Source organism: Streptomyces mayonensis (genome assembly GCF_018982965.1).
Classification (GTDB): domain Bacteria; phylum Actinomycetota; class Actinomycetes; order Streptomycetales; family Streptomycetaceae; genus Streptomyces; species Streptomyces mayonensis.
The window spans coordinates 33,574-54,303 of the sequence record NZ_JACBYP010000022.1; the positions used below are offsets into that span (position 1 = coordinate 33,574).

The following is a 20,730-nucleotide window of genomic DNA, read 5'->3' on the forward strand; positions in this document are numbered from 1 at the left end:
CCGCCCGGAGGCGCCGGGCCCGGGGCCCGCTTATGGTGATCGGGTGGCGCCGACCACGGGTCCGCGACGGGCGCCCGGGAGGCATCGATGCAGGTCAAGCTGGAGACGTGGCCTTCGGTCCGGCGCTGCGCGGTCACCGGGGTGCTCGGCCTGACCCTGCTGGGCACGGGGCTGCCCGGCGCCGGACCGTCCCCCGCCGGCGCGAGCGAGACCGACCCCGGCCGCCTCAGCCGGTTCTACGACCAGAAGGTCGCATGGTCGACCTGCGAGGGCCGGGAGATGCCGGAGGACCTCCAGTGCGGCAAGGTCACCGTCCCCCTCGACTACGCGCACCCCGGGGGCAGGACCCTGGACGTCGCCCTGGCCCGCTACCGCGCGACGGGCGACTCGCAGGGCTCGGTGCTGCTGAACTTCGGCGGTCCCGGCGGCTCGGGCATCAACGAACTGGCGGCCGGCGGCAAGGAGTTCATGCATCTCACCAACGGCTACGACGTGGTGACCTTCGATCCCCGCGGCGTGGGCCGGTCCTCCCCGGTGACCTGCGGCCCGGCCAGCCTGAAGATCATGGAGGCGACCGACTCGGACGAGGGGATCGCCGACCCGGCGGACGTGCTGAAGCGGCTGCGGGACGCGGCCGCCGAGTGCGCGAAGTACTCCGGACCGGTGCTGCCGCACATAGGCACGGTGGACGCCGCACGCGACATGGAGGTGATGCGCCGGGCCCTCGGCGAGGACCGGCTCGACTACCTCGGCTTCTCCTACGGGACCCGGCTGGGCGCGGTGTACGCCGCCCAGTTCCCGGACAGCGTCGGCCGGATGGTGCTGGACGGTGTGGACACGCTGACCGAGTCGCTCACCGAGCAGGGACTGGCCGGCGCCCGCGGGCAGCAGACGGCGCTGGAGAACTTCCTCGACTGGTGTGCGCGGGACGTGGCCTGCCCGTTCGGCCGGGACACCAGGGACGCCCGGGACCAGGTGGTGCGGCTCGTCGCCTCGCTGGACTCCGAGCCGGTGCCGTCGGCGTTCGGGGAGCCCTTCACCGGCCAGGACCTGGTCGGTGCCGTCGGTCAGGCGCTCTACAGCCGGGAGCTGTGGCCCTCGCTGGAGCACGCGCTGGCCCAGCTGGTCGAGAACGGGGACCCGAGCGCTCTGCAGGGCTTCTCCCTGGGCGGTGTGACCTTCCCCGTGCGTGAGCGGTTGCGCGCGGCCGACCGGGGGGACGGGGGCGCGGGCCTCACGGCAGAGGAGGACGTCCCGATGGACAACCTCCCGGCCGCCCTGATGGCTGTCAACTGCGCCGACGACCCGGACCGTCCCGGCGCGAAGGAGATCACCGGGTCCCTGGAGCGGCTGCGCGCCCGCTACCGGGAGGCGTCGCCGGTCTTCGGGCGCTACCGGCTCACCCAGGTCCTCATGTGCTACGGGCGCCCCAGGGGAACGGACTACATCCGTGACGAGGTGAAGAACCTCGACACCGCGAAGATGCTGCTCGTCGGCACCCGGGGCGACCCCGCGACGCCGTACCGCTGGACCACGGAGACGGCGAAGCGGCTCGGTTCCCCGGCCGTGGTCCTCGACAACCGCGGCGAGGGCCACACCGGTTACGCCTCCTCCGGCTGCGTGCACCGCAAGGTCGACGACTTCCTGCTCTACGGGTCCCTGCCGCCCGACGGCAGTTCGTGCGGGCCCGACGACTCCGGGAGCGAGTCCGGCTGAGCGGGCACGAACCGGCCCGGGCGGGAGCGAGTCCGACTGAGCGCGAAACGCCCCGAATGCCCCGTACGCCCTTCCGGCCTATCGTGTCGGCATGGAGCACGATCTGAGTCCCGCCGCCCTCGCCGGACTGCGGCGCCCCCGCCCCTACCCGGCCGTGTCCGTACTGGCGCCCACGCACCGCCGCGAACCGGAGGGCGCCCAGGACCGGATCCGGCTGCGCACCATGGTCGCCGAGGCCAAGAAGCGCCTGGAGGAGGACCCGGCGGTCGGCCGGGAGCGGCGCGCGGAGGTGTCCCGGGAACTCGACCGGGCCCTCACCGAGGTGGATCCGGCGCATACCGAGGACGGTCTGGCGATCTTCGCCGCTCCCGGTGAGCACCAGGTCTGGACCCTCTCGCGTGCCGTCCCGGAACGAGTGGTCCTCTCGGACACCTTCCTCACCCGCGGCCTCGTCGCCGCGCAGGCCGCCGAGCGGCCGTTCTGGGTGCTGTCGGTGGCCGCCGACCGCGCCAGGCTGTGGAGCGGCGGCGCCGGCCGGGTCGTCGAGGAGCACGCCGGCGGCTTCCCGATGGACCGGCCGGCGGAGGACTTCGACCCGGAGCGGCAGGAACGGATCGGTGACGCGCCGAGCACCTTCCGGGACGAGGGCACCCGCAGGTTCCTGCGCGACGCCGGCGCCGCGATGGGCGGGGTCCTGCGCGCCCGGCCGCGCCCGCTGTACGTCACCGGCCCCGAGCCCGCGCTGTCCCTGTTCGAAGAGGCGGGCACCCTGGCGCGGGACGCGGTGCCGGTCCCGCACGGCGGCCTGGCGCACGGCACCGCCGAGGACGTCCGGCGGGCGATGCGGCCGGTGCTCGACGCCGAGGCGCGCAGGTCCGTCGAGGCGGTGGCGAGGGAACTCGACGCGGCCCGCGGGCGCAAGGACTTCGCGGCCGGCGTCGACGAGCTGTGGGAGAGCGCCCGTACGGGCCGTGTCCGGTTGCTGGCCGTGGAGGAGAACTTCCGGGTGACGATGCGCGACGACGGCGAGCACCTGATCCCGGCGGACGACGGCGACCTCGACGCCCGGGAGGACGTCGTGGACGAGATCGTCGAGCAGTGTCTGGAGACCGGCGCCGAGGTCCGCTTCGTCCCGGACGGCGCCCTCGGGGACGCGGACGGCATCGCGGGAGTGCTGCGCTACTGACGGCCCGGGCCCGCCCGCCGCGAGGCCCCGCCCCGCTATTGACGACCACGCTCGACGACCGCGTTCTACGACCACGCTTGACGACCATGAAACCCTGATCGCCGGACAGGCACCCGCCGTCGGCGGGTGCGCGGCGGGTGGGGAAGGAGCATGCGGAACGTGAGCGGACTTCTGGGTGTGGCGGTCCTGGGCGCGGGACACATGGGCGCCGACCACGTACGACGCCTCGACCGGGTGGTGAGCGGCGCCAGGGTCGCCGCGGTCGCGGATCCCGACCCCGAGCGCGCCAAGGAGGCCGTGGGCGGGATCGACGGGGTCACCGTGCACACGGAGACCGAGGCCGCCCTGGACGCCCCGGGCGTCGACGCCGTCCTGATCGCCTCGCCCGGCGAGGCGCACGAACAGGCCCTGCTCGCGGCCTTCGCCCGGGGACTGCCGGTGCTGTGCGAGAAGCCGATGGTGCCGGACGCCGCGGGTGCGCTGCGCGTGGTGGAGGCGGAGGCGCGGCTGGGCCGGCGGCTGGCGCAGATCGGTTTCATGCGGCGGTACGACGCCGAGTACCGGCGGCTGAAGGACCTGCTGGACGGCGGTCGGCTGGGCCGGCCCCTGATGCTGCACTGCGTGCACCGCAACGTCTCCTCCCCGCCGCATTTCACCTCCGCGATGCTGGTCACCAGCTCCGTCTCGCACGAGATCGACGCGGCGCGCTGGCTGCTCGGCCAGGAACTGACCGCGGTGACCGTGCTGCGGCCGCGGCCGTCGGCGGCTGCCCCCGAGGGGCTGCTCGATCCGCAGCTCGTGCTCTTCGAGTCCGAGGGCGGCGCCGTGGTGGACGTGGAGATCTTCGTCAACTGCGGCTTCGGCTACGAAGTGCGCTGCGAGGCCGTCTGCGAGGCGGGCAGCGCCCGGATCGGCCAGGCGCACACCATGGTGGTGACGGCGGCGGGCGACGCCCGGGAGGAGGTGCCGCAGGACTACCTGGTGCGGTTCGCCGACGCGTACGACCGCGAGGTGCAGACCTGGGTCGACGCCACCCGCCGGGGGCGGGTCACCGGTCCGGGCACCTGGGACGGGTACGCGGCCGCCGCGGTGGCCGAGGCCGGGGTGCGGGCACTGGAGACGGGCGCACGCACTCCCGTCGAGCTGGCGCCCCGCCCGTCCCGCCGCGAGCCCTGAGCCGGGGGAACGCGGACCCTGAGGGAACACGGGTCCACCGAACGCCGGGGCGACGACGGCAGGGAGCACCCTCCTCCATCAACTCTCGTAGGGTTCCTACGACTTGCCGGTCCGGACACGTACGCCGACCGCGTACAGGAGTCACTCCGGGGAGACGCTGGCATATGCCGCGAGCACCACCGTATCGTGTCTTGCCAAATCCCTTACGGGGCGTGGCGGGCTGTGCAACAGTCGTAACGGTCCTTCCGCCGGCCCCGGCTCCTTCTCGGTCGTACCCTCTGCACATCGGAGTGCGTCATGTCGTCCCCTCTCTCCGCGGACCACCCCGCCGCACAGCCGCCGGGACGCGGCTCCGTCGAGTCCCTCATATCGCAGACGCGGCGGCTGCGGGGCGACGTGGACGCGGTGCGCCGGGACAGCCAGGGCGCCGGGACCGATGCACAGGGGCGCTGGCAGCGCGCGCTGTACGACCTGGCACTGCACCAACTCACCGACCTCGACGCCCACTTGGCACAGCTGAGGGACGGCCCGGCCCCGTCACCGCGCCCGGGTTCGCTGCTCAGCCGGGTCGGCAGCGCCGAGTGGAACCTGCTGACGGACGAGGCCGACTGGTCCGCCGAGCTCTTCGCGATCCTCGGCCGCGACCGGGGGTCCGTCCCCCTCAGCCTCGACGAACTCCCGTCCCTGGTGCTGGCCGAGGACCGCCCGATGCTGACCGCGATGGTCACGGACTGTCTCGTGGACGGCCGCCCCATCGACGGGGAGTTCCGCGTCGTCCACCCCGGGGGCACGGTACGCACCGTGCACATGATGGGCGAGCCCGTCCTCGACACCGACGGCAGCACCGCTTCGATGTGGGCGGTCCTGCGGGACGTCAGCGAACTGCGGCGCTGCCGGCGGGCGGTGAGCGAGTCCCGTGACTCCCTGCACCGCCCGCCACCGCAGACGGACCTCGGGGCACGGGACCCGGACACCACGGGAGAAGCCGCACCACCCCCCTGGCACGGCCTCCTGCGGTTTCCGCACGAGGGACGGCCCGGCCTCGACCTGGCCGCCGCCTACCTGCCTGCCGCCGCGTCCCCCGCCCACGCCCGCCGGCACGGCGCCTGGTACGACGCCTGCCCGCTGGCCGACGGCGAGGAGACCCTGCTCGCCACGGGCCGTCTCCCCGGATCCGGTGCGGCCGGAGGGCCCGCGGTGCTGATCGGCGCCTTGCGCGGCCTGGCCGCAGCGGGCAGCCGGCCCGGGCAGTTCCCGGGCCGGATCACCGGATTCCTCGAGCACACCGCCCTGGACCCGGTGTGCGACGCCGTGTACTGCGGTTACCGGCCCGGCACCCGCGCCCTGAGCTGGGCCCGCACCGGAGACCCGGTCCCGCCCCTGCTGTTCCGCGGCGGGACCGGGCACAGGCTGTCCGGGCACGACGAGGCAACCCTGGAGCCCGGCGACCTGCTGCTCCTGCACACCGGCGCACCGGCACCGCCAGCTGTGGCGCACCTCCTCTCCCTGGCCCTCCGCCTGTCCCGGGCGGGCTCGGCGCAGGACGGCGCGCGGATCGTGGCCCGGGAACTCGCCGACTCCGCCACGGAACGGACGGATGCCTGCGTGCTGCTGGCCCGGGTGACCTCCTGAGCGGCGACGCGATCCGCGCCGTGCCCTACACCGGCGCCGCTCCGCCCCTCCCCCCGCCCTTGGACGGCTTCCCCATGGCCCCCTTGGTTCCCTTCATTCCCTTGGGCAGCGCCAGTTCGATCTCCTCGCGCAGCTCCTGGATCCTCGGGTAGCCGGCGTACTGGGCGGTGAGCCGGTACATCTGGCGCAGCCGGTCCCAGGTCCGCTGGGAGGAGTTGGACCCCATCGACACCAGGGCCAGGCGGGCGTACCGGTCCGCCTGTTCGGGGTCGTCGGCGATGAAGCAGGCGGAGGCCATCGACAGGTAGTCGAAGATCTTCGACCGCTGCCGGCCGTCGATCCTGAGGGCCAGGGCCTTGTCCGCGTAGTGCTGGGCGTGCGCGGCGGCCCCCGGTTCGAACTCGGCGAGCGTCCGGTAGGCCAGGGCCTGCATGCCGTACAGGTCCTCCTCCTTGAACGTCTGCATCCAGTCCGGGGGCGGTGCGTCCGCCTTGTCGGAGACGAAGAGGTCCTCGGCCTGTCCCAGCGTGCGGCGCATCGCCTGGCCCTTGCCCATGGAGGCCTCGGCCCAGGCCTCGACGGTGTACAGCATGGCCCTGGTGCGCGGCAGTACCTGCTCGCCCGAGCCGGACTGGGCGAGTTTCATGAGGTCCAGCGCCTCGTCGGGCCGGCCCAGGTGGACCATCTGGCGGGCGGCGCGGGAGAGCGCCTCCCCCGCCCGGGGCCGGTCGCCGCCCTCGCGTGCGGCGTGCGCGGCGATGACGAAGTACTTCTGGGCCGTGGGCTCCAGGCCGACGTCGTGCGACATCCAGCCCGCGAGGACGGCGAGGTTGGCTGCGACGCCCCACAGGCGCCGCTGGAGATGGGGTGGGTGGTGGTAGGCGAGCATGCCGCCCACCTCGTTGAGCTGGCCCACGACCGCCTTGCGCTGGAGCCCGCCGCCACGGGCGGCGTCCCAGGCGCGGAACACCTCGACCGAGCGCTCCAGTTCCTCCACTTCCTGCGACCCGATGGGGGCGGCCTCGTAGCGGTCGAACCCGGCGGGGTCGGCGTGCAGGGGGTGGTGGAGGTCGGGGGCGTCGGCCGCGAGGGCCGGGTCGGTGTGCAGCCAGTCGTACATGGCACTGCTGAGTGCGGAGCCCGCGGCGAGCGCGGCGCCCGCGCCCACCAAGCCGCGTCGGTTGAGCATGAGGTCCATTCCCGTGAATTCGGTGAGGACCGCCGCAGTCCGCTCGGGCGCCCACGGCACTCCGTCGGGATGCTCCTCGCTCCCGCCGTGTGGCCGCTTCCCCGCACGCCCGTGCCGGACCAGACCGAGGTCCTCGATGGTCACGACACGGCCGAGACGCTCGGTGAACAGGGCTGCCAGCACCCGCGGCACGGGGTCGCGCGGGATCTCTCCCATGTCGATCCACCGCCGCACCCGCGAGGTGTCGGTCGCCAGCTGGGGGTGGCCCATGGCCGCCGCCTGCCGGTTGACCAGCCTCGCGAGTTCGCCCTTGGACCAGCCGGCCAGGCCGAACAGGTCCGACAGACGGGTGTTGGGTTCTCCGCTCACGTCAAGCCCCCAGGTTCTCGGCTGAGTTGACAGTAGCCCCGTGCGGGTTGCCGGGCGACTATTCGCCACCGTTCGCCAGGGTGCGCCACATGGTGTGCCACGGGCGGGCGGGTGTCAGGTAGGAATGCGCCACCCCGACCCGGTCGCCGCGGGGGTACTCCCCAGGGTGTCTTCCGACGGCCGGTCGGGAGGCGCCACGGCTCGGAAGGCGGCCCTCTCCGTACTACGGACGGCAGGGCGCCGGTCTTCACGGCAGGCACAGCAGGCACACGAAGGGATCTGTCTCGCCCATGTACGCAGCATCGTCCTCCGTGTCCGCCCCGCAGCGCTCACTGCACCCCCGCCCGGCGGCGGGCGGCGGCCCCTATCTCGCCCCCGCGCGTCCGGCGGCCCCGGTGCTCGGGGCGGGCAGGGCGCGGCGCGGCACGGGACCCGGCACGCAGCCGCTCAGCGGAAGAATCGACCTGTCCGGCCCCCAGGGGGCCCAACTGCGCACGGCGATCGCCTCCGTGCACCGCATCTGCCCCGAGTTCTCCCCCGTACAGGTACTGCGCCGCAGCGGACGCTCCGTGCTCCTGGTCGGTACGACGGGGCGCAGCACGGCGGTCGCCAAGTGTTTACTGGACCACTCCCCCGCGTGGTCGGAGCGGATCCGGCACGAGATAGGGGCATACCGCTCGTTCGTCCGGCAGCGCCCTCCGGTGCGGGTGCCGAGGCTGATCGCGGCGGATCCGGACAACGGCACACTGGTGATCGAGCGGATGCCGGGGCGGGTGGCGGCGTTGCAGCGCCACCCCTTGGAGACTCCCCCCAGGGCGGACATCAGGGCGGCGCTGGGCGCGGTGTGCCGGCTGAACGCCTGGCGGCCGCCGGCCGGGGCGTTCGACGCCCCGCTGGACTACGCGGCGCGGATCTCGCGGTACCACGAGCTGGGGCTGTTCACCGACCGGGACCTGGGCGACCTGCAGAAGCTGCTGCACGGCATCGCCCACGCGGGCGGCCGGCAGGGCATGGGGCAGTTCTGCCACGGTGACGCCCTGCTCTCCAACGTCCTCATGTCCCCGGCCGGTCCCGTGCTGGTGGACTGGGAGCACGCGGGCTGGTATCTCCCGGGATACGACCTGGCGACGCTCTGGGCGGTGCTCGGCGACGCCCCCGTGGCCCGCCGTCAGATCAGCCAGATCGCCCAGTCGACGGGCACGGCGGCGCGCGACGCCTTCCTGGTGAACCTGATGCTCGTGCTGACCCGGGAGATCCGCACCTACGAGACGGCCGTGCAGCGCACCCTGCACGACACGGTCGCGGCGCCGGCGGTGCCGCTCCCGCCCGGCGCCACGCCGACCGGCGAGGAGCAGCGGCTGCTGCTGCGCCGTCTGCACGACGACTGCCAGACGGCCCGCAAGGCGGTCCGGGCGGCGGTCGGCACGCGCTGACCCGCAGTGCGGAGGTCCGCGGTGTGCCCTTCGGGGCGCACCGCGGACTTTTCGCTCTCCCGGTAGGTGTACGGGCCATTGGTGTACGCCACTGACGCCGCGCAGGCCCGGGGGCCGCCGCCGCGAAACTCGCCGAACCCCTCGTTGACATGGGAAATCGCCGTGCTGACGGCATGATTGACGGATCGTCCGACCGCCGGGTACCACTGATCCACCCCCGGCCCGCACGCCCCGCCATGCCCGACCGTCACAGGAGGCCGCCTTGCGAGGATCCCCCGCCGTGCCCGCCCTGGCCACCGCCGCGCTGCTGCTGCCGCTGCTCGGCGCGGCCCCGTCCGCCGCCGAGTCCGCTGACGCGCCCGCCCCCGACCGTCTCCAGCGGGCCTTCGCCACCGCGGCGGCCGAGTACCACGTGCCGCAGAGCGTCCTGCTGGGCGTCTCATACCTCCAGTCCCGCTGGGACGCGCACGGCGGCGCGCCGAGCGTGACCGGCGGCTACGGCCCGCTGCACCTCACCGACGCCCGTACGGCCCTGGCCGGGGCCGCGCACCACGGCGCGGGCGGCGAGGATCCGCGCGGCGACGACGCCCGCGCCCCGCTCCGTCCGACGGCGGCCCCGGCGCCGCCCGCCGACCTGCCCGACCGGCTGACCACGCTGCCGAGGGCCGCCGAACTGACCGGCCTGAGCCCCGAGGCCCTGCGTACCGACCCGTCGGCGAACGTCTCGGGGGGTGCCGCGCTGCTGGCCGCCGCCCAGCGGGAACTGGGCGAGCCGCTCAGCGAGGACCCGGCCGACTGGTACGGGGCGGTGGCCCGGTTCTCGGGCGCCGAGGACTCCGCGACGGCGGCGGCCTACGCCGACGAGGTGTACGACGTCATCCGCACGGGCGAACGGCGCACCACGGACGCCGGTCAGCGGGTCGCCCTGGCCGCCCGCCCGGGCCTGGCGCCCGACGTCGCGCAGCTCGGCGGCACGGGCCTGCGCACCGCCTCCGCCGCCGGTACGGAGTGCCCCGAGTCGGTGTCGTGCGAGTGGGTCCCGGCGCCGTACGAGGAGTTCGGCGACGGCGACTACGGCAACCACGACCTGGGCGGCCGGCCCGCCTCGCAGCGCATCCGGTACATCGTCGTGCATGACACGGAGGGCACCTGGAACGGCGTCCTCAACATGGTGCAGGACCCCGCCTACGTCTCCTGGAACTACACGCTCCGCTCCACCGACGGCCACATCGCCCAGCACGTGAAGGCGAAGGACGTGGCCTGGCACGCGGGCAACTGGTACGTCAACGCGAACTCGGTCGGGCTGGAGCACGAGGGCTTCCTGGCGGACCCGGACGCCTGGTACACGGAGGCGATGTACCGGTCGTCGGCGCGGCTGGTGAAGTACCTGGCGGCGAAGTACGACATCCCGCTGGACCGGCAGCACGTCCTCGGCCACGACAACGTCCCCGGCGCCACCGCGGAGACGATCCCGGGCATGCACACCGACCCGGGCCCCTACTGGGACTGGAGGCACTACTTCCAGCTGCTCGGCCGCCCCTTCGAGCCGACCGCGGGCAAGGACTCCGGCCTGGTGACGATCCGCCCCGACTACGCCGCCAACCGCCCCGGGTACACCGGCTGCGAGACGGCGGGCGAGCCCTGTGCGGCGCACGGCTCCAGCGCGGTGCGGCTGTACTCCGACCACGACGTGAACGCGCCCCTGATCAAGGACGCCGGCCTCGGCACCGCACCCACGACGGGCGTCAACGACCTGTCCTCACGGGTCTCCACGGGCCAGCAGTACGCGGTGGCCGACCGGTGGGGGGACTGGACGGCCATCTGGTACCTGGGGCAGAAGGCGTGGTTCCACAGTCCCGCGAAGGAGCCGGCGGCGGTCCCCGCCTCGGGCCGGGTGGTCACGCCGAGGAAGGGCCTGGACAGCGTCCCCGTGTACGGCCGCGCGTACCCGGAGAAGGCGGCCTACCCCGCGGACGTGCCCGCCCAGACGGTGTCGGCGCTGCCCTACACCCTGTCCGCGGGGCAGAAGTACGTGGTGGGTGAGAAGGTGCCGGGCGAGTACTACTACGCGGTCACCTTCGACGAGGCCGGGCACCGGGTCGTGACCGGCGAGGACCAGTACTACGAGATCCAGTACGGTCACCGCGTCGCGTACGTGCGCGCCGCCGACGTCACGCTCTCGACCGTGCGGTAGCCGCCGCCTCAGCCCTGCTGGAAAAGCTCCGCCGGGAGCGGCTTCAGCAGGGCGTACAGGTCGTCGGTGATGGGGCGGTCCCAGGCGGCGATGGTGACCAGGACGCCGTCGCTGCGGTCGAACTGCACGCAGGAGATCCGGCCCTCGGAGAGCTTGAGGCGCCGTACGACGAGCAGGTTGTCACCCTGCATCACCGGGACGTCCTCGGCGCCGACGACCGTGACCTCCTCGTCGTTCTCCAGCGCGAGGAGCAGCTGGCCCACCTCGAAGGGGATCTCGCCCTCGGGCACCTCGCGCGCCGGGGAACCTTCCGGCAGATTGCCGATGATCATCGCGGGGCCGCGGCCGCCGAACAGGTCGTAGCGCAGGAAGACGCCCTGGCAGCTGCCGTCGGGCGCGGGCAGCAGGCCGGCGCCCAGATTGCCGGGCCAGTCGCCCGGATCCATGGCCAGAACGTCGAAGTCGGGCCCGGCGGGCGTTGCGCTGCGGCGGCGGAGGAACGACATGCGGCCATGGTACGTGGCCGGGCCCCGCGGACGGTGTGCGGGCGGGGCCCCTGACGGGCTGCCCGGCCCGCCGGTGCGTCCGTGGCGGCGGGCCGCCCTCGCCCGTCACCGCGAAAGGGACCGCCCCACTCCCGACAGGGGTGCGGCCGGGCGCTGCTCGGTGAACCGGCGCCCGCAGCGCGGCGGGTGGCAGGCCCGCGAGGGCTCCCGGCCGGGCCCCGGCGCGGCAGGCGGATCACCCGCTGCCCGGGGGCGGCGGCCGGGTCGGCCGGTGCACCGTGCGCGGGCACGCGAGCGCAGGTTCCGCTCCGGCCCTCCCCCTGCCCTCGCCCTCACTCCGCGGGCGGAGCGGGGGGCACCACCGCGACCGGGGCCACGGCGTGGAGGAGGACGGCGTGGGTGACGGAGCCCATCATGCGGGCGGGGGCCAGCAGGCGCCGCCGGTGGCGGCCGACGACGACCAGGTCGGCGTCGCGGGAGGCCGCGACCAGGTTTCCGGCGGCGTCGCCGGGCACGACGTGTGTCTCGGCCCGGACGCCGGGATGGCGTCCGCGGCAGGGGGCGAGGAAACCGTCGGCCAGGACCCGGGTCTCGCTCTCGACGGAGACCTCGTCGATCACCGCGGGCATCACCTGACCCGCCGCGGCCCAGGTCTGCACCGGCCACGGGTAGGCGGCGACCACCTGGAGGCGGGCGTCGCGCAGGGCGGCCTCCTCGAAGGCGAAGGACAGCGCGGCTTCGTCGGGGCTGTCGACGTGCAGGCCCACGACGACCCGCGGGCCGGGCTCCTCGGGTGCCTCGCCGTGGACCTCGCGCCCGGGGCGGGGCACCACGACGACCGGGCACTCCGCGTCGCGGGCGGCGGCCAGACCGTTGGAACCGAGCAGCAGACTGGCGAAGCCGCCGCGCCCGCGGGAGCCGAGCACCAGGGACTGGGCGTCGCGGCCCAGTTCCGGCAGCACCGCCGCCGGCACCCCCTCCATGCCGACGTACTCCGTGGCGACCGCGTAGGCCCTGCCCTGCAGGTGGTCGCGGGCCTGGTCGAGGACCGGGTCCTCGCCGGTGTCCGGCGGACCCGCGACCAGTACGTCGGCCTGGGCCCAGGCGGCGTACTGGCGCACGTGCACCACCCGCAGGGGTGCCTCGCGCCGGTGTGCGGCCTCCAGCGCCCAGTCCAGGGCGCGCAGGCTGTCGTCGGAACCGTCGACCGCCGCGATGACCGGCAGGGTGCTCATGGGTGCCTCACCTCCGGAGTACGGCCTTCCCCCCGGCGACGGACGGGACACCCCCGGTTCGGCCGGTCGGCGGACCCCGCCCGGTGGCTCAGGTGAGGTCGAACTCCCCTTCCCGGGCCCCCGACACGAACGCGCCCCACTCCGCCGGGGTGAAGATCAGTGACGGGCTCTGCGGACTGCCGCTGTTGCGCATGGCGATGAACCCCTCGACGAAGGCGATCTGGACATCGCCCAGGCCCCGGCTGCTGGACTGCCACTGCGCGTTGCTGAGGTCCAGCTCCGGCTTGTCCCAGCCCATGAGCGGGCGCTGGTGGGTGGTGCTCTCGGCCACGTCCGTGCTCCTCCCGGTCTCGTCGTCCGCGGCCAGCCTAGCGATCGTCCCGGAGCGCCGACAGGCCGTGCGAGGGGTGCCTTCGCACGAGATGCGGGACCGGCCGGCCGGGCACGGCCGCTCCGACGCGGTACCCAAAGCCTGTCCGACGGTCTCTAGGCCCCGGTGAAGCGGTCGCGGAGCTCGCGCTTGAGGATCTTGCCGCTGGCGTTGCGCGGCAGGTCGTCCACGAACCGGACCCGTTTGGGCGCCTTGAAGGCGGCGAGTTTCTCCCGGACGTGGGCGATCAGTTGGTCCTCGGTGACCTGGCCGCGCGGGACGACGACGGCCGTGACGGCCTCGATCCACCGCTCGTCGGGCAGGCCGATCACCGCCGCCTCGGCGACGGCGTCGTGGGTGTAGAGGGCGTCCTCGACCTGGCGGGAGGCGACCAGCACACCGCCGGAGTTGATGACGTCCTTCACGCGGTCGACGATCGTGTAGTAGCCGTCCGCGTCCCGGACGGCGAGGTCGCCGGAGCGGAACCAGCCGTCGCGGAAGGCGGCCTCGGTCTCCTCGGGACTGTCCCAGTAGCCGTCGCACAACTGCGGTGAGCGGTAGACGACTTCGCCGGGTGTGCCGTCGGGCACGTCCTTGCCCTCCTCGTCGACCACACGGGCGTCGACGAACAGCACGGGCCGGCCGCAGGAGTCCATGCGGCCCTCGTGCTCGTCCGGTCCCAGGACCGCGGCGAGGGGGCCGATCTCGCTCTGGCCGAAACAGTTGTAGAAGGCGAGGTCCGGCAGGCGGGCGCGCAGCCGCTCCAGGACGGGCACCGGCATGATCGACGCGCCGTAGTAGGCCTTGCGCAGGCCGGTCAGGTCGCGGGTGGCGAAGTCGGCGCGGTTCGCGAGGCCGATCCACACCGTCGGCGGGGCGAACAGGCTGTCCGCGCGGCCCGCTTCGATCAGGTCGAAGAGCCGGTCGCCGTCCGGTGCGTCCAGGACGATGTTGGTGGCACCGACGGCGAGGTAGGGCAGCAGGAAGACGTGCATCTGCGCGGAGTGGTAGAGCGGCAGCGCGTGCACGGGGCGGTCGCCCGCGCCGAGGTCGAGGGCGGTGATGGCGCTCAGGTACTCGTGCACCAGCGCCCGGTGGGTCATCATCGCCCCCTTGGGCAGGGCGGTGGTGCCCGAGGTGTACAGGAGCTGCACCAGGTCCTCGGCGGCGGGCTCGGGCCCGTCGTGCGGCGACGCGGAGGCGAGGCGGGCGAGGAGCGAGTCGCCGGTGTCGCGCAGGGGCAGGGCGCGGACCTCGCCGGGGAGCCGGCCGGCGAGGCCGGGGTCGGTGAGGACCAGGCTGCTGCCGGACTGGCGGACGATGTGGGCGAGGTCGTCGCCGTCGAGGTTCTGGTTGACGGGGACGTGCACCAGGCCCGCGCGGGCACAGGCCAGGAAGGCGATCAGGTAGGCGTCGGAGTTGTGGCCGTAGGCGCCGACCCGGTCGCCCGGGGACAGCCCCTCGGCCAGCAGGACGCTCGCCGCGCGGGAGACCGCGGCGTCGAGTTCCCCGTACGTCCAGGTGCGGTCGCGGTACTCCACCGCGACGCGGGCCGGAGTGCGCCGGGCGCTGCGCCGCAGCACCCCGTCGACGGTACTGCCGTGTCCGTGTCCGTGTCCGGGCGTCATGCCGGGATCCTCGGCGAGTCGCCGGGGACGGGTCAACCCGTGTGCACCCGCTCCGCCGCACCCCGGCACCCGCTTCCGGACGGGCGGGGCGCACGGGCCGACCCGGCGTCGGCCGGTGGCGGCTTCTGCCGGCTAGCCGTTGAAGACGGCCTTCTGTACTTCGTTCGGGCCGTCGAAGCTGTTCTCCTTCAGGCCGTCGAGCCGGCTCACGACCTTGTCGCCGGCCTTGTTCTTGCGGGCGCAGTCGACGAGCGACTTCTTGTCCGCCGGGTAGTCCATGCCGTTGAGGGCCTTCTGCAGGTCGATGGGGCTGAGGTCCGCCATGACGGGCTCCTTCGTCGTGTTCCCGCGCCGATGTCACGGGCGGAATATCCGTCATGTCGCGGTACCCCGCCCCGTTCCGTGCATGCGCCCGTCAGCCCGCGGCTCCTTCCAGCACCGCAGCCGCCGCGTTGTGCCCGGGTACGCCGCTGACCCCTCCCCCGCGCACGGCGCCCGCGCCGCACAGCAGGACGTTCGCCTGCCCGGTCTCCACGCCCCAGCGGCCGGTGCCCTCCTGGGCGTGGGGCCAGGACAGCTCCCGGTGGAAGATGTTGCCGCCGGGCAGCCGCAGGTCGTGCTCCAGGTCGAGCGGCGACCTGGCCTCGATGCAGGGCCGTCCGTCGGCGTCGGCCGCCAGGCAGTCCGCGAGGGGCTCGGCGAGGTGGGCGTCGAGCTGGGCGAGCGTCGACTCCAGGAGTTGTTCGCGGACGGCCTCGTTGTTCCCGGCGAAGAGGCGGGCGGGGGTGTGCAGCCCGAACAGGGTGAGCGTGTGCATGCCCTTCGCGGCCGGGTCGGGGCCGAGGACGGTGGGGTCGGTCAGCGAGTGGCAGTAGATCTCGGAGGGCGGGACGGCGGGCAGTGAGCCGGCGGCCGCCCGGGCGTGCGCGGCGGCGAGCTGCTCGTACCCCTCGGCGATGTGGAAGGTCCCGGCGAAGGCCTCGCGCGGGTCGGCCGCGGGGTCGCGGAGCGCCGGGAGCCGGGTCAGCAGCATGTTGACCTTGAGCTGGGCGCCCTCGGCGGGCGGGGGCGGCGCCTGTCCGGTGAGGTGCGCCAGTTCCCGTGGTGAGGCGTTCACCAGGACGTGGCGTGCGGCGGTGACGTGCTCGCCGTCCGCCGACCGGTGGGTGACCTCGGCCGTGTGCCCGTCGGCGTCGATCCGCACCGCCTCGTGTCCGGTGGCGAGCGTGGCACCGGCGGCGCGCGCCGCGTCGGCCAGGGCGTCGGTGAGGGCGCCCATGCCGCCGACGGGCACGTCCCAGGCACCGGTGCCGCCGCCGATCACGTGGTAGAGGAAGCAGCGGTTCTGGCTCAGCGAGGGGTCGTGGGCGTCCGCGAAGGTGCCGATCAGGGCGTCGGTGAGGGCGACTCCGCGGACCGTGTCGTCGGCGAAGTGCCGCTCGATCGCGAGGCCGACCGGTTCCTCGAACAGCGCCCGCCAGGCGGCCTCGTCGCCGACCCTGCGGCGCAGTTCGTCCCGGGTGGGGAGGGGTTCGGTGAGGGTGGGGAAGACCTGCCGGGCCACGTGGCCGGTCATCGCGTAGAAGCGCTGCCAGGCCTCGTACTCCCGGTCGGATCCGGTGAGCCGGGCGAACGAGTCGCGGGTGCGCCGTTCGCCCCCGCCGACGAGGAGTCCGGTGGGGCGCCCGTCGCGCTCGACGGGCGTGTACGAGGAAACGGTGCGCCCGCGCACCCGGAAGCGGAGCCCCAGGTCCCGCACGATCTTCCCGGGCAGCAGGCTGACCAGGTACGAGTACCGGGACAGCCGTGCGTCGACGCCGGCGAACGGCCGCGTGGACACGGCCGCTCCACCGGTGTGGTCCAGCCGTTCCAGAACCAGCACGGAGCGGCCGGCGCGGGCCAGGTAGGCGGCGGCGACCAGACCGTTGTGGCCGCCGCCGACGACGACGGCGTCGTAGCTGCGGGCGGTGCGGGGCGGGGGCGTCATGGCTCTTGGTAACACGGGCCGCCCGGACGCGGCCAGGGCGCGATCAGCGCGCCGCGGCCGTTCGGCTCCGTGTCCCGGCCCCTCGGTACAGCGCCGCGGCCTCGCCGGCCCGGCCGAGCTGTGCCAGGCAGTGGGCCTCGTCGTCGCGGGCGGTGCGGGTGTCGGGGTGGTCGGGACCCAGGACCCGTTCGCGGGCCGCGGTGACCAGGCGGTACTCGGTGAGCGCGGCGGCCCAGCGGCCGAGCCGGCACAGGCCGACGGCGACCTCGCGCCTGCTGACCAGGGTGTCCGGGTGCTCGGCGCCGAGCACGCGGGCGCGGATCGCGGACACCTCGCCGGCCTCGGCCAGGGCCTCTGTCCAGCGGCCGAGCCGGCCGAGGCTGACGCCCCGTCCGTGCCGGGCGCGCAGCGTCTGCGGGTGTTCCGGGCCCTGGAGCCGGGTGCGGTCGGCGACCAGTTCCTCGTACACGGTCAGCGCCTGGGCGCTGCGGCCCAGGCGGCCCAGGCCGATGCCGACCTCGTGGCGGGCGGCGAGCGTGTCGGCGTGGTCGGGGCCCAGGGTCCTGGTCCTGGCCTCGGCGACCTCCCGGTGGGTCGCGAGGGCCTCCTGCCGGCGACCGAGCCGGCCCAGCTCGTGGGCCACCTGGCAGCGGGTGGCGAGGGTGTCGGGGTGCTCGGGGCCGAGTACCCGGGCGCGGGCCGCGGCCACCTCGCGGGCCGTGCGGTGGGCGTCCTCGACCCGGCCGAGGCGACCGAGGCTGGAGGCGAGGTTGTGGCGGCAGCGCAGGGTGTCCGGGTGCTCGGGGCCCATGGTGCGCTCGCGGGCGGCCAGGACCGACGTGTACACCTGGTGGGCGTCGGCGTGCCGGCCGAGCCGGCCCAGGGCGTAGGCCATCTCCTGGCGGACGGCGAGGGTGTCGGGGTGGTCGGCGCCCAGCGTCCTGGTCCGGGCCTCGGCGACGCGTGTGTGGGCGCGCAGCGCGTCGGCGGCGTGGCCGGTGCGGCCGAGGGCGAAGGCGGCCTCGTAGCGGCTGGCGAGCGTGTCGGGATGCTCGGGGCCGAGCAGGCGCTCGCGTTCGGCGGCCACCGCCCGGTGCATGTCCGCGGCCTCCGCCCAGCGGCCGAGCCGCCCCAGGCCCAGAGCCGCGGCGTGCCGTGCGGCCAGGGCGGCGAGGGTCCCGGGCGCCGGACCGGTCCGCGCTCCGGCGGGCAGCGCGGCGCCCCGGCCGCCCGGCGGGGTGCCCGGGTCCGCGGGGGTGGAGCGCGCTCCGGTGCCGGACGGGTCGTGGCCGGTGGCCGTGGCCTGCGTCCAGGACGGCGACGCGGCCCGGCCCGCGGCCGGCCGGGGCGTCCCCTGCCGGTCCCCTGGCCGGCCGGCCGCCCGGACCGGGGCCTGCGCCTGCGCGGTACGGCCAGCGGTGATCCGGCGGCCCAGCTCACGGGCGTCGTCCGGACGCAGCTCGGGCCGCTTGGCCAGCAGGTCCAGGATGATCCGGTCCAGGTACCCGGGCAGTGCGGGCCGGTGGGTGCGGGGCGGTTCGGGCTCGGTGTCGCGGTGGCCGACCAGGATCGCCCAGGCGTCGTGGAGGTCGAAGGGCGGGACGCCGGTGGCGATCTCGTACAGCACGCAGCCCAGCGAGTACAGGTCGCTGCGCGGGCCGACCTCGTCGCCGCCGATCTGTTCCGGCGACATGTAGTGCGGGGTGCCCATGGCGATGCCGGTTCCGGTCAGCCGGGTGGTGAACCCGACGTCGTGACCGAGCCGCGCGATGCCGAAGTCGCAGATCTTGACGGTGCCGTCGGCGAGCCGCACAAGGTTCGCCGGCTTCAGGTCGCGGTGCACGATGCCCTGGTCGTGGGTGTAGGCGAGCGCGGAGGCGACCTGCTCGGCGATGTCGACGACCTCGGGCACCGGCAGCGGGTGGTGCCTGTTGTCCTCCAGCCGCCGGCTCAGGTCGCGCCCCTCCAGCAGCTCCATGACCAGGAACAGCACGCCGTCCCATTCGCCGAAGTCGTGGACGACGGTCACCCCCCGGTGCTGGAGGGCGGCGGCCACCCGGGCCTCGCGCCGGAACCTCTCCCGCAGGACGCGGGTGAGGGCGTGGTCGTGCGGTGCGCCCAGCGGTTTGAGGCACTTGACTGCGACGCGCCGGCCCAGTGACTCGTCCCTGGCCCGCCACACCTCGCCGGTGCCGCCGCGCCCGATCCGCTCCAGCAGTCGGTACCGGCCCTGGATCAGCGTGCTGTCCCCCATCGCGCTGCCCGCCCCCGTAGCAGTCCGCACTCCCCCTGGCCGGTCCAGTATGGCGGCTCCCGGCCCGGGTTTGTACGGTGCCGGGCGCGCGGCCGGTCCGGGCCGCGCCACGGCGCGCGGGAGGTGTCCGGGCGCCTGCCGCCGCCGCGGACCTGCGGGAACGTCCCGCCGATGACGCCTTGTGGCGTGCGGCCGGCCGGCGAGGCCGGCGACCGGGGGTGCGGTTTTGCCGTAGAGCCGGTGCGCGTACGGCGGTAGCGGGCCGTACGCAGGACGGACCATCCACCGTCCCAGCGGTGCGCGCACCGGAACCCTCGGGGAGAGGCGGGGGCGGGCGGCACGGGAGTCGTTCTCGTCCCGATCGCACGACGGGGCCCCGGAAGAGGCTCAGCGCAGGGTGGCGAGGAACTCTCCGCAGGCGCGGGCGCAGTCGCGGCAGGCCCGGGCGCTCTCCTCGGCGCCGGGCTGCTCGTCGAACGCGTGGGCGCTCTCCAGGCACACCTGCCGGCACCACTCCAGCTGGACGCGGATGGCGGCCTCGTCCACCTGGTTCTGTTCGGACAGCACCCGGCAGGTCGCGTCGCAGACCTCCGCGCACATGATGCCCCGTCGGCGGACGAGTTCCTGGTTCTCGGTTCCGTCCGGGTCCACGAGGCTCGCCCGCAGCGCGCAGGCCCTGGCGCACTCGGTGCACGCCTGTGCGCACGCGAAGCGGTCCTCGAGGAAGCGGAACAGCTCCTGCTGGGAAGTCGTCGTCGATGTCACACCGGGCGGGTTGCCGCCGAGAGCGGCACCAAACCGCCGGCCCCGGCACGCCCAGCGGGTTGGGACCCGTTTCCGCGGACGGGCCGGAGGGCACCCGTGGACTCTTCCCGAACGCCCATGTGAACCCAGGTGGGCGATGATCCCGACGAGACACGGAGGTGCACTGACATGCCGGGACGACAGGAGCTGCCGTCGACCCTGGAACGCTCGCCCCGCGAGGCCCAGCGCACGTGGATCAAGGCCCACGACTCGGCCGTGGAGGAGTACGGCGAGGGCGAGCGGGCCCACCGGGTGGCGTACGGCGCGCTGAAGCACAAGTACGAGAAGGTCGGCGACCACTGGGAGCGCAAGGAGGGCGGCCGCAAGGGTCCCTCCGACCCGCAGTCCGGACGGCCCCGGCAGCAGGGCGGGCGCAGCGGCGAGGGCGTCGACGAGAAGGCCTCGAAGGAGCACCTGTACGGCGTCGCCCGGCGTCTCGGGGTGGAGGGCCGCTCGCGGATGTCGAAGGCGGACCTGCTCGCGGCCGTCCGCAAGGCCAACCGTTCCCAGACACGGCAGTCGCGGCAGTCGCGGTCGTCGTAGCGGACGGCGGGACAGGTTGGTGAGGTGGACCGGGGGTACCCGCGCTCCATGAACATCGCATGGATGGACCTGGCCGCGGGCTCCGGCGGAGCCGCCGTCTGGCTGATCGTGGCCGCTGTCGTCGTGGTGGCCGTGCTGATCGGCGCGTTCGCCTTCGGCAGTCGGCAGAAGCGGCGGGAGTCCCCGCCGCCGCGTCCGGAGGACCAGCCGCACCTGCCCGACGACGGGCCCGTCCAGGAGGTGCGGGAGCGGCGCGAGCCCGCCGAGATGCCGAAGAGCGACGAACGGACACTGCCGCACGACCTCGGGCACCAGGGCAGCCGCACCGCCTCCGGGCAGGAACGGCCCCGTTGGGACGAGGGCAGCAGCGGTTCGTTCGGCAGCGGCGGACCGGGCGGGCGCTGACCCGTCCGCAGCCGGGGAGCCCCGCGATCAGGGAGGCCCGAGGACGCCGTACCAGGAAGAAGAACGCCGTACGCGCAGAAGCCGTACAGGAAGAAGTGGCCGT

The 20,730-nt window shown here is 74.5% G+C and carries 17 protein-coding genes; 8 read left to right on the forward strand and 9 right to left on the reverse strand.

The annotated features are described in order from the left end of the window. Window positions 1-87 precede the first annotated feature (87 nt). The 4 genes from HZS56_RS11300 (at window position 88) to HZS56_RS11315 (ending at window position 5,710) form a co-directional block, all read left to right on the forward strand. Entirely contained in the window at window positions 88-1,716 is a 1,629-nt protein-coding gene (locus HZS56_RS11300) for an alpha/beta hydrolase (protein ID WP_216720612.1), read from the forward strand. 91 nt (window positions 1,717-1,807) lie between these two features. Continuing rightward, window positions 1,808-2,902: a baeRF3 domain-containing protein gene (locus HZS56_RS11305; protein WP_216720613.1), complete on the forward strand. Its 1,095-nt coding sequence runs from the start codon at window positions 1,808-1,810 to the stop codon at window positions 2,900-2,902. Window positions 2,903-3,061: 159 nt separating this feature from the next. Further along, the gene (locus HZS56_RS11310) at window positions 3,062-4,078 is read left to right on the forward strand and encodes a Gfo/Idh/MocA family protein (RefSeq protein WP_216720614.1); all 1,017 of its coding nucleotides are present in this window, start codon (window positions 3,062-3,064) and stop codon (window positions 4,076-4,078) included. Window positions 4,079-4,375: 297 nt separating this feature from the next. Further along, complete coding sequence (locus tag HZS56_RS11315) at window positions 4,376-5,710, forward strand: PAS domain-containing protein (protein ID WP_216720615.1); 1,335 nt, start codon at window positions 4,376-4,378, stop codon at window positions 5,708-5,710. Window positions 5,711-5,735: 25 nt separating this feature from the next. Here HZS56_RS11315 and HZS56_RS11320 read toward each other — a convergent pair whose 3' ends face one another. Further along, window positions 5,736-7,268, reverse strand: coding sequence for a DNA-binding protein NsdB (locus tag HZS56_RS11320; protein ID WP_216720616.1), 1,533 nt, complete (start codon window positions 7,266-7,268; stop codon window positions 5,736-5,738). A 290-nt stretch (window positions 7,269-7,558) separates the two neighbouring features. Here HZS56_RS11320 and HZS56_RS11325 point away from each other — a divergent pair, with 290 nt between their 5' ends. Together HZS56_RS11325 and HZS56_RS11330 are read left to right on the forward strand one after the other, a co-directional pair. Continuing rightward, a complete protein-coding gene (locus HZS56_RS11325; RefSeq protein WP_216720617.1) occupies window positions 7,559-8,701 on the forward strand; it encodes an aminoglycoside phosphotransferase family protein in 1,143 nt (380 codons plus the stop codon). Between the two features lie 262 nt (window positions 8,702-8,963). Continuing rightward, window positions 8,964-10,895, forward strand: a complete 1,932-nt coding sequence (locus HZS56_RS11330; RefSeq protein WP_253914077.1) for an N-acetylmuramoyl-L-alanine amidase — start codon at window positions 8,964-8,966, stop codon at window positions 10,893-10,895. 8 nt (window positions 10,896-10,903) lie between these two features. Here the strand turns inward: HZS56_RS11330 and HZS56_RS11335 are convergent, their stop codons facing one another. The 8 genes from HZS56_RS11335 to HZS56_RS11370 all read right to left on the reverse strand — a co-directional run bounded on the left by HZS56_RS11335 (window position 10,904) and on the right by HZS56_RS11370 (window position 19,640). Further along, entirely contained in the window at window positions 10,904-11,401 is a 498-nt protein-coding gene (locus HZS56_RS11335) for a glycosyltransferase family protein (RefSeq protein WP_216720618.1), read from the reverse strand. Between the two features lie 332 nt (window positions 11,402-11,733). Then, window positions 11,734-12,636 carry a universal stress protein gene (locus HZS56_RS11340; RefSeq protein ID WP_216720619.1) on the reverse strand — a complete coding sequence of 301 codons (903 nt, stop codon included), beginning with the start codon at window positions 12,634-12,636 and terminating at the stop codon, window positions 11,734-11,736. A gap of 88 nt (window positions 12,637-12,724) precedes the next feature. After that, window positions 12,725-12,967: a DUF397 domain-containing protein gene (locus HZS56_RS11345; protein ID WP_030182473.1), complete on the reverse strand. Its 243-nt coding sequence runs from the start codon at window positions 12,965-12,967 to the stop codon at window positions 12,725-12,727. 155 nt (window positions 12,968-13,122) lie between these two features. Further along, window positions 13,123-14,634: an acyl-CoA synthetase gene (locus HZS56_RS11350; RefSeq protein ID WP_216720620.1), complete on the reverse strand. Its 1,512-nt coding sequence runs from the start codon at window positions 14,632-14,634 to the stop codon at window positions 13,123-13,125. A gap of 132 nt (window positions 14,635-14,766) precedes the next feature. Continuing rightward, window positions 14,767-14,958 carry a DUF2795 domain-containing protein gene (locus HZS56_RS11355; protein WP_007389857.1) on the reverse strand — a complete coding sequence of 64 codons (192 nt, stop codon included), beginning with the start codon at window positions 14,956-14,958 and terminating at the stop codon, window positions 14,767-14,769. A gap of 91 nt (window positions 14,959-15,049) precedes the next feature. Next, window positions 15,050-16,621 carry a phytoene desaturase family protein gene (locus HZS56_RS11360; RefSeq protein ID WP_216720621.1) on the reverse strand — a complete coding sequence of 524 codons (1,572 nt, stop codon included), beginning with the start codon at window positions 16,619-16,621 and terminating at the stop codon, window positions 15,050-15,052. Window positions 16,622-16,664: 43 nt separating this feature from the next. Continuing rightward, on the reverse strand, window positions 16,665-18,875 hold the full coding sequence (locus tag HZS56_RS11365) for a serine/threonine-protein kinase (protein ID WP_216720622.1): 2,211 nt from the start codon (window positions 18,873-18,875) through the stop codon (window positions 16,665-16,667). Window positions 18,876-19,262: 387 nt separating this feature from the next. Then, window positions 19,263-19,640 (reverse strand): four-helix bundle copper-binding protein, encoded by a 378-nt coding sequence (locus tag HZS56_RS11370; protein ID WP_216720623.1) that lies wholly within the window; start codon window positions 19,638-19,640, stop codon window positions 19,263-19,265. Between the two features lie 168 nt (window positions 19,641-19,808). Here HZS56_RS11370 and HZS56_RS11375 point away from each other — a divergent pair, with 168 nt between their 5' ends. Next, complete coding sequence (locus HZS56_RS11375; RefSeq protein ID WP_216720624.1) at window positions 19,809-20,222, forward strand: ChaB family protein; 414 nt, start codon at window positions 19,809-19,811, stop codon at window positions 20,220-20,222. A gap of 48 nt (window positions 20,223-20,270) precedes the next feature. Further along, window positions 20,271-20,627 (forward strand): DUF6479 family protein, encoded by a 357-nt coding sequence (locus HZS56_RS11380; RefSeq protein WP_216720625.1) that lies wholly within the window; start codon window positions 20,271-20,273, stop codon window positions 20,625-20,627. Window positions 20,628-20,730: the final 103 nt, after the last annotated feature.